A 7,849-nucleotide genomic window follows, 5' to 3' on the forward strand; every position below is an offset into this window, starting at 1 on the left:
GTTGGTCCTGTTGGTCCTGTTGGTCCTGTTGATCCTGTTGGTCCTGTTGGTCCTGTTGATCCTGTTGGCCCTGTTGATCCTGTTGGCCCTGTTGGAAAAGTAAAAGGTGGAATAGGTGGTAATGTAGGACCAATCAAATTTGGATCTAATGCAGAAGCACTCAAATATTCGTCTGGTATAAGACCTTTCCATCTTTCTTCATTTAACATAATTCACCTCCAAATTTCATATCTTCAATCCCTTTTCATACGATATGAAAATCATCTCCATTTTAAAACTTTTATCCATTACATATAGTATATATGTCGATTAACATAGCACCACTTATCGGTAGCCAAAAGAGGCTTACTCTTTATCTATTTTTAGATAAAGAGTAAGCCTCTTTTCCAATATTAAATCCTAATTTATTTACCAAATAGACGACCCCAAAATGATTTCTTCTGTTCTGAAGCTGCTATTAGACGTTTGCTATCTTGTATTTCTCTTAATACTTGCATTAATTGAACATCTCTTTGTTCTTCTCTTATTATCCTTTGAGCATCAGTTTCCTGTAAAAGTTTACTTTGTTGATCCAATCTTTGAATTAACTCTAAATTAAGTTGTTCTAATCGTTCTATACGTTCTGATAATGCTTTTATCTGTTCTGAAGCTGCTACTCCATCTGTAGCAACAGTTGCTACCTCATTTCCTTCAACACTTGTCATTGCTAGATTTATAGCCTGTTCTAGTGTTACGTTCTTCTTGTTCATAGCTGTTACTAGCCGTTCTATAGTTGCTACATCCTTATGATAAAAAATTCTAGAATTATTACTACCGCGCTCGAAAGGATACCCAACTTCCTCCAGGGCAAGGCAATATTTACGCAAAGTACTTGAGCCAATCCCTAAGTTCTTGGCTACCTCAGATCCCCAATAAGTTTGAGCCATATTTTATCCTCCCTCTGCTCCAAGCTGTTCTCCAGTTGCTATATAGTCTTTTCCTTCTTTAAAAAGGTAACACCTTCTTTTTAAAATTTAAAGAAAAGTTTTCAATTGTTTTTTAAAATTAACAAAAGTTTATTTTTTCTCTATAAACACAGTTATAGATTTTATAATAAAGCTTGATTAATAACTAATTGTATTCCTATTTCCATGACTATAATCTTCTTCCATAGCCAATGCATCTGCTTTAGTAACATGAACGGTACCAAATGGATGATTTGGAGGGGCATATATCGAATAAAGCTTTAACGAAATATTACCTGTATTAGTTACATTATGCCATGTTCCAGCAGGTATCATTATTGCAAAATCATCATAGGCATTTCTTTTAAAATTTAAATTATCTTTACTCTTGCCCATTTGAACAATTCCCTGACCTTGCTCAATACGTAAAAGGAATATAGTACATTTTTCTCAATCCTTCACAATTTTATAAAATTATCCTATGCACTGGTTAAATCAATGTACTTAAACTCAAAGTGACTTTTGTAAAGAAAGATTTTTAGCCTAAAACACTTATTTCATTAAATGGACCTTTAACTTAACAATACAATTGAAGTTTAAAAATCAAAAGTAAAAAACTATATTAACAAAGTTTTTAATCAAACTTTGTTTTAAAATTATCAATCTTTTTTATACAAGATTTTATACAATTTTTTGTACTAATACAGAACATTCGTAAACCAGAAAAACCATAGTATCTCTACAATGTATAAAATCATGCATAGAATGATAAACAAGGAAAAAGCTAAATCCTTGTTATATCAGTGGATTTCGCTTTTTCCTTGCTACCGATAATGTGACGTTATGTTAATTAGAATTGTATAGATTATACATCATAGATATTTGTATTTTAAATTATATATTGTTATTATTTACTGGTTAATTTAGGAAAATACAGGAGGGAAACATGGATTTAATTAAAGAAGTGACTTTATTAAAATATCAATTTAGACTTATGCAAAGTATGATTCAATCAGATGAATTCCCATTTTATAACTTTGTTATAGATTGGGAACTTGAAGAAGAACAAGTAAAGGTTTTAACAAAAATTTTAATTGTATTTCATGATCGATTAACTAAAGAAGAAGTTTCGATTTTTGGACAAAATGATCATTTATTTTCTAAATTTAAACTTCCTTTAGATATGCTATACAGCTCCAAAAAACCTAATTTAGATGAGTTTAAAATATATATCACTAAGATCTTTTATCAAGAATTTGAATTGAAATACTTATTATTAAATTTAAAAAAACAATGTATTTTTGTGAATGTCTGTGATCATCTTTTAGAGCAATTACAAATTAGTAACAATATTTGATTTTGTGAATAGAAAGTCCCTTCAGTTAAGTGATTTAAAGAACTGTTGGTAATCTCTTAGATACATTGACTTCCGCTAACGAGCATTATGTAAATGAGCTGCCAATATGGACAGCTCATTATTTTTTTGTTTCCCTTTTGCTTTTTGGCTAGAGCGCTGGCTCGTCGTGTGGGGGCGAAACCCCACGTATTACGTATCTATTTTTGAATAAAGATTATTTTTGGACGAATGATCTAAGCGGTTCGGCTCGTATACTTGCTAGTCCAAGTCGAGAACCATTGCTTTGCTTTTTGTCTGTCGGCTTGGCGAAAAAAGCATATCGAGCCGAAAAAAGTTTTGCAAGGACAATATCAAAAAGAAAAGGCGTTAGCCTTTAAGTGAGAATTAACGAACTGACTTTTTGATATTGAGGGTGGAGATTTTTGAGTGGTTTTCTCAAAAATACAACCCGTTCCTTGCGGAACTTTTAGCCCTATATATAAGAGTGAGAAGAGAGAAGTGAAGAAAGCCAATAATAACAAGGGTTTGAGAGGGTTAGGGTGTTCGAAAATTCGAACACCTGTGTTCGAAAAAAGATACACCTAAAAAATGGAAAATGATAATAAAAAAAAGATGTCAATAACAAATGACATCTAAAATAAATAAATCGGTAAATTATGTTTTTTCTTATCTCCATCTACCTTGAAATTTCTAAGAGACTTCTTAAAAATCTTCATAGTGGCCTTATCTACTCCATCTTTAGGAGAACAACATAAAATATTAGGATTCACAAACCATGTACGAGAACTACAAATACGTCCATCTTCAGTTGTCATTCCTGATTCTGCAACTGCTAAAATTCCCTTTTCTAATAACCCATTCATTAAAACAGAAAGATTACTTCTACCTTTTCCTAACTTTCTTGCTAAGTAACTCGGTGTAGCTGCATCTGCATCTATTTCATCTGAATCTTCATCCGAACATTCAACTAAAATATTAGTTTTAAATTCTATGTATGGTATTAAATCAATTAAAAAAGCTTTTTCAGCATTTGTCAGATATCCAATTTTACATAAATAATTAATATTATCAGTAATTATCTGCACAAATCTCACCCGATCTGTAGGTTTTTTCTTTTTCCCTATAAAATACTCTTCCCCACCAGACATTTTACTTAACACTTGTAGCATAATAACTCTTTCTTCTTCAGAAAGTCCACCACTACCTTCAAGTTTTTCATAAATGCTATTGATCTTACTATCTCTTTCTTTTGCCTTTTTTTCAGCTTGTCCAAAATTAATAATTTTTTCCTTCATGTATTGTTGCCCCTCTCATATTATGGGCACAACGAAAACACCTTTATTTTCTATTTGACTATCAATCAAATTATGATAATCTATAAACAGATAATGAGTTTAGGTATTTTCGCTAAAATACCCTTTTAAAAGAGTCATGTTAGCCGCATGACTCTTTTTTTATTCTATCATGTTTTTAAAGTTTCCCTAATATATTTTTATCGTTCCATATCATATCCTCGCTGTTTATGAGTTTCCCTCTTATATTCCTGTTCAAAATAATTATTAGCTCCCATATTATCTAAATCATTTTTAACAATCCCTCTAAACGCCTTAAATTTCTCTTTAAAAACTTTCTTTGTTTGTACATACAAAACCCTTATATTCATCTGCAAACCCTTTATATGAGCTTTTAATGAGCTGATTTCTCTACTTAATACACCAATTTCTTTTTGCAACTTACTTTTTTCTTGTTTCAACGTTCGATTTTCTTTCATCCATCCCTCTGCATAGGCTTTTAAACTTTCATTCTCTTTCACAAAATCTGTTTCTCTCAAACGCTCATAATCCTTTTTGATAGTAACCGCTGCATTCACCTGTTTTGTAAATTCTTGATATTGTTCCGGTAATAATACATAATTTCTCGTCTGTTTCTTCGTAATTTCAGCTTTTCCAAACATTTTATCCTGTACTTCTACTACTACTTCTTTACGTAAAAATGGAATTTTAACAGGTTCATTTGGCACTTGATCTATAGCACTATCTAATTCTTTTTGCATTTGTTCTACTCTTTTTTCTAACTCTATATGACGCTGGCCAATTAGCTGTAGTTTTTCACTTTCACTCTCTACTTGTTGTTTCACTATGTCTAATTCTTTTTGCTTATCAGTAACATCACTTTCCAAACTACTTTTCATTACTTGTAATTCTTTTGTTTTTTCTTCAACATTTTTCAAATCATAATCAATCGTTTGTAATTCTGTTTCTTTTTCTTGTACTTGATTTTCAATCGTTGACTTTGCTTCTGCATATTCTTTATATTGACGGACTTTCATATATTTATGGGAACCTACATTAGCACGTTCAAAATTTGGAATGTGTTCTTTCGCTAATTGCTCAATATAAGCTGTTTCCGCTTCTCTCCAATGCGCAATTAACTGTCTTCCCTTTCCTTCGACACCTTGTTGCTGCAAAGCTCTATCCATTCCGACACGCCTCGTTAATCCTCGACTACTTTCGAAATTCGGTACATAGTTAATATGTAAATGCGGATTCGCTTCATCATCATGTAAAACCATGTTATAAACCGTTAGGTTTGGATTTCTCTCTTGGAAAGCCTCAGCATAACGCTTCAGCGCTTCCTTTTTCGCTTCCCTATATTTTGGGTCGTCTTTACCTTCCCCAATCGCTACGACCAATTCTCGTTGCTCATGCGTCTTATCGTCTTTATGTATTTTGTCATAGTAATCATCAATTTTACGGTCATTCCGTTTTTGTTTCTCGTTATATTTGTCCACCGCTTCTTGAAAGATATCCTTGTATACACTTCGGATATCCTTTTGAACAAAATAAATATTCTCATGTAACCTCGATGGATCAATACCAGGATTCCCATGAATATTTTCTCTGTTATTATGACTTAATGAACTTTGGTGGGATTGATTAAATGAGATAGACCCCAACATAAAGTGCCACCACTTTCCCTAGATTAATTGATACCATCAGTCTAGCAAAGCGACGAAATGATGTCAATTAACGTAACCCTATACGTATTTTGACGCTAACGCATCAAAATCGATAGGGGTCTGCGACGCTTGTCGGCTTCGCCGAACCATGCTTAGCATGGCTAAAAGACTTCGGACTTTGTCCGAACCTACAAGGGGAAATTTTCCCCTTGACCCCATCAATCGAACTCCCCAACCCCTCAATCCTTGAGGGGCTCCCTCGCCGGTTGGCATCCCCAAAACGGTTCGTTTTGAGGAAATGCCAAGAGGGTGATGAATCGGCTGCACGTGTCAATTCCTTAATGCTCCTTTCATGGATCAGCACAAACCGCTTCTCCCTTCCAGTCCGCTTACCATTGACACTTACTGTTTATCTTTCTTCTCCTCTTCTATTAAGTGCAGGGTATTTATGTTATAATTACTATCCATCACTAAAACTACCTAAAAGGGTTGTATCCTTTTAAAGAGTTCTTTATATATTTAATATAAAGAACTCTTTTACGTTTATTTATTTAAATTTATGATAAAATTGATAAGACTACATTTGAAAATGTGGGTTCAAGTAGCTGTATTGACTGAATTGCATACAAAAAAACCAATTCTATTACACGAGAATTGGTTTTTTTGCGTATAATGAATAGAAATATATCTAGGCGCTTAAGGAATTCGGTCTTACATAAGCTAGTTTACCATAAATAAAAATAAAAAGAAAATTCAAAACTAAACGTAATTTCATCACTTTTAGTGGGAATAAAATATGAATTTTTTCATATTTTCTGATTAATTACCAAAAATGGGGATGGATAAGTTATAATAATATAAATGAAATTCCCTTTCAGTTTCCGATGAACTGTATTTTAATCTATTATTGGTGCGAAGTCTTTTAAAAGACTTCGTACTTTTTTGTTTACTTTCAAATCATTAAAACATAGAAGATATGATATAGAGCTTTAGAGAAAGAGAATTTTATAAAAGTATAAAATTGCTCTTTATAATTGATTAAATATAAAAAAACCAATTCTGGTGTGAAGAATTGGTCTTTTTGAAACAAGGAAATATTAACTTGTACACCATTTTACATGTACATAATTATTATACCAAATTAACATTCCAATTATTATAAAATCCTAAAAATTAGATTTTATTATGATAAAATTATGTTGTTAGTACGAATTCCTTTAATAGAATTCATACTTTTTTAATTTCTAAAGTAAACTTTTGAATATTTGTTTACATTATAAAAAGAAGACCAAACTAGATTGTTTTTCTAGTTCGGTCTTCTTTTTATTTTAAATTCATTAATAATTACTTTTTTCACATCACTATAAAATACCATTATTAGCATCCCTGATATAGTTATAAATAAAGAAACCCCTTCAATACCAATAAATATCCCTACAAATATAAGAACAATACCTATAAAAAATCCAAAATCATTTACCTCATCATCATCTTCACACTTATCTTTATCCTTTTTATCTAAACCCTCTCTAGCATCTCCTGATCCCTTTATTAACTCATCAATTGTTACTTCATATAAATCACTAAGTAAAATCAAATTATCAATATCAGGATAACTTTTATTACTCTCCCATTTATAAACAGCTTGTCTAGTCACTCCAACCTTTCGAGCTACATCTTCTTGCGAAAAGCTTTTTGATTCACGAAACTTTTTCAATTGCGAACCTAAATTCATATTATTCACCTCTAAGAAATCATTACATATAAACCCTTAATTAATAAAGAAACCATTAATCTAATACATGTAAACTAATGGTTCACATATTCAAATCCTTACTAAATCCCTCTTTACATTCAATTAATACAATGTTATCAGAAACTAAAAAAAGAATCCCATAAACATAGGACTCTTTTTTACTTTTATCAAATGTAAACTTTTAAATATTAGTTTACTTTCAAATTACCTTAAACATGACTTCTTGACAATTCCCATGATATCCTCAATTTATATAACAAAAGTATACATTCAAAATCAAATAAACAAGCAAATTATTAGCTTAATCTAACAATTCTTACAGATACATTTGGAATACTTGCAAACTGCGAATTATAAATGTTCCCTCCTAAAGAATCAGCAGCAATTTCCAAAGTATTAACTAGATTAGGTGCTATAACAAGAAATCCTGAACTTAAGGATTGAAATATTCCAGAAGTTACTTGCGGACTAACAACAGTAGCTCCAGTAATAATAGAACCATTAAGAAGGGCTCTAGTAGATACAAAATTACCTGTTGGAGCTTGCGATACAGTATTATATTCAACTAAATAAGTACCAGCATCTAAATTTATAACACTAGAACCAGGTGTATGTGATATTCCTGGTGTCAATATTAAATTAGTATCTAATGGTATTCCTGTACCTTGAGGGATAAGAGCTGTAGTAGTAAAATTTACTATAAAGGCATTGGTATTAGTGGCAAATGGCCCTGTTGGCCCTGTTGGTCCTGTTGGTCCTGTTGATCCTGTTGGCCCTGTTGGCCCTGTTGATCCTGTTGGCCCTGTTGGCCCTGTTGGTCCTGTTGGTCCTGT

At 31.9% G+C, this 7,849-nt stretch carries 7 protein-coding genes and 1 pseudogene; 1 reads left to right on the plus strand and 7 read right to left on the minus strand.

The window, feature by feature from the left end:
* The 3 genes and pseudogenes from BR30_RS35275 to BR30_RS33705 all read right to left on the minus strand — a co-directional run.
* The coding region (locus tag BR30_RS35275) for an exosporium leader peptide-containing protein (protein ID WP_155928668.1) at nt 1–209 on the minus strand (209 nt) is incomplete at its 3' end.
* A gap of 195 nt (nt 210–404) precedes the next feature.
* On the minus strand, nt 405–926 hold the full coding sequence (locus tag BR30_RS0115955) for a DUF3967 domain-containing protein (RefSeq protein ID WP_026565854.1): 522 nt from the start codon (nt 924–926) through the stop codon (nt 405–407).
* Between the two features lie 177 nt (nt 927–1,103).
* Nucleotides 1,104–1,373 (minus strand): annotated as a pseudogene (locus tag BR30_RS33705) (cupin domain-containing protein); the annotation flags it as partial.
* 517 nt (nt 1,374–1,890) lie between these two features.
* On the opposite strand from BR30_RS33705, the gene BR30_RS0115965 reads away from it, so the two are divergent.
* Nucleotides 1,891–2,301: a DUF1878 family protein gene (locus BR30_RS0115965; protein ID WP_026565855.1), complete on the plus strand. Its 411-nt coding sequence runs from the start codon at nt 1,891–1,893 to the stop codon at nt 2,299–2,301.
* Nucleotides 2,302–2,933: 632 nt separating this feature from the next.
* Here the strand turns inward: BR30_RS0115965 and BR30_RS0115970 are convergent.
* From BR30_RS0115970 to BR30_RS37965, 4 genes are all read right to left on the minus strand, one after another.
* A complete protein-coding gene (locus BR30_RS0115970; RefSeq protein ID WP_026565856.1) occupies nt 2,934–3,596 on the minus strand; it encodes a MarR family transcriptional regulator in 663 nt (220 codons plus the stop codon).
* Nucleotides 3,597–3,793: 197 nt separating this feature from the next.
* Complete coding sequence (locus BR30_RS0115975; protein WP_026565857.1) at nt 3,794–5,260, minus strand: plasmid recombination protein; 1,467 nt, start codon at nt 5,258–5,260, stop codon at nt 3,794–3,796.
* A gap of 1,306 nt (nt 5,261–6,566) precedes the next feature.
* Nucleotides 6,567–6,995, minus strand: a complete 429-nt coding sequence (locus tag BR30_RS0115985; RefSeq protein WP_026565859.1) for a helix-turn-helix domain-containing protein — start codon at nt 6,993–6,995, stop codon at nt 6,567–6,569.
* Nucleotides 6,996–7,312: 317 nt separating this feature from the next.
* Nucleotides 7,313–7,849: hypothetical protein (locus tag BR30_RS37965; RefSeq protein WP_231507735.1), on the minus strand; the 537-nt coding region annotated here is incomplete at its 5' end.

The sequence above is a fragment of the Bacillus sp. UNC41MFS5 genome (genome assembly GCF_000686805.1).

Bases quoted from the DNA above. Each gene is read 5' to 3' on its own strand.
- BR30_RS0115975 (WP_026565857.1), bottom strand. From the start codon at position 5,260: ATGTTGGGGTCTATCTCATTTAATCAATCCCACCAAAGTTCATTAAGT.
- BR30_RS0115955 (WP_026565854.1), bottom strand. From the start codon at position 926: ATGGCTCAAACTTATTGGGGATCTGAGGTAGCCAAGAACTTAGGGATT.
- BR30_RS0115985 (WP_026565859.1), bottom strand. From the start codon at position 6,995: ATGAATTTAGGTTCGCAATTGAAAAAGTTTCGTGAATCAAAAAGCTTT.
- BR30_RS0115970 (WP_026565856.1), bottom strand. From the start codon at position 3,596: ATGAAGGAAAAAATTATTAATTTTGGACAAGCTGAAAAAAAGGCAAAA.
- BR30_RS0115965 (WP_026565855.1), top strand. From the start codon at position 1,891: ATGGATTTAATTAAAGAAGTGACTTTATTAAAATATCAATTTAGACTT.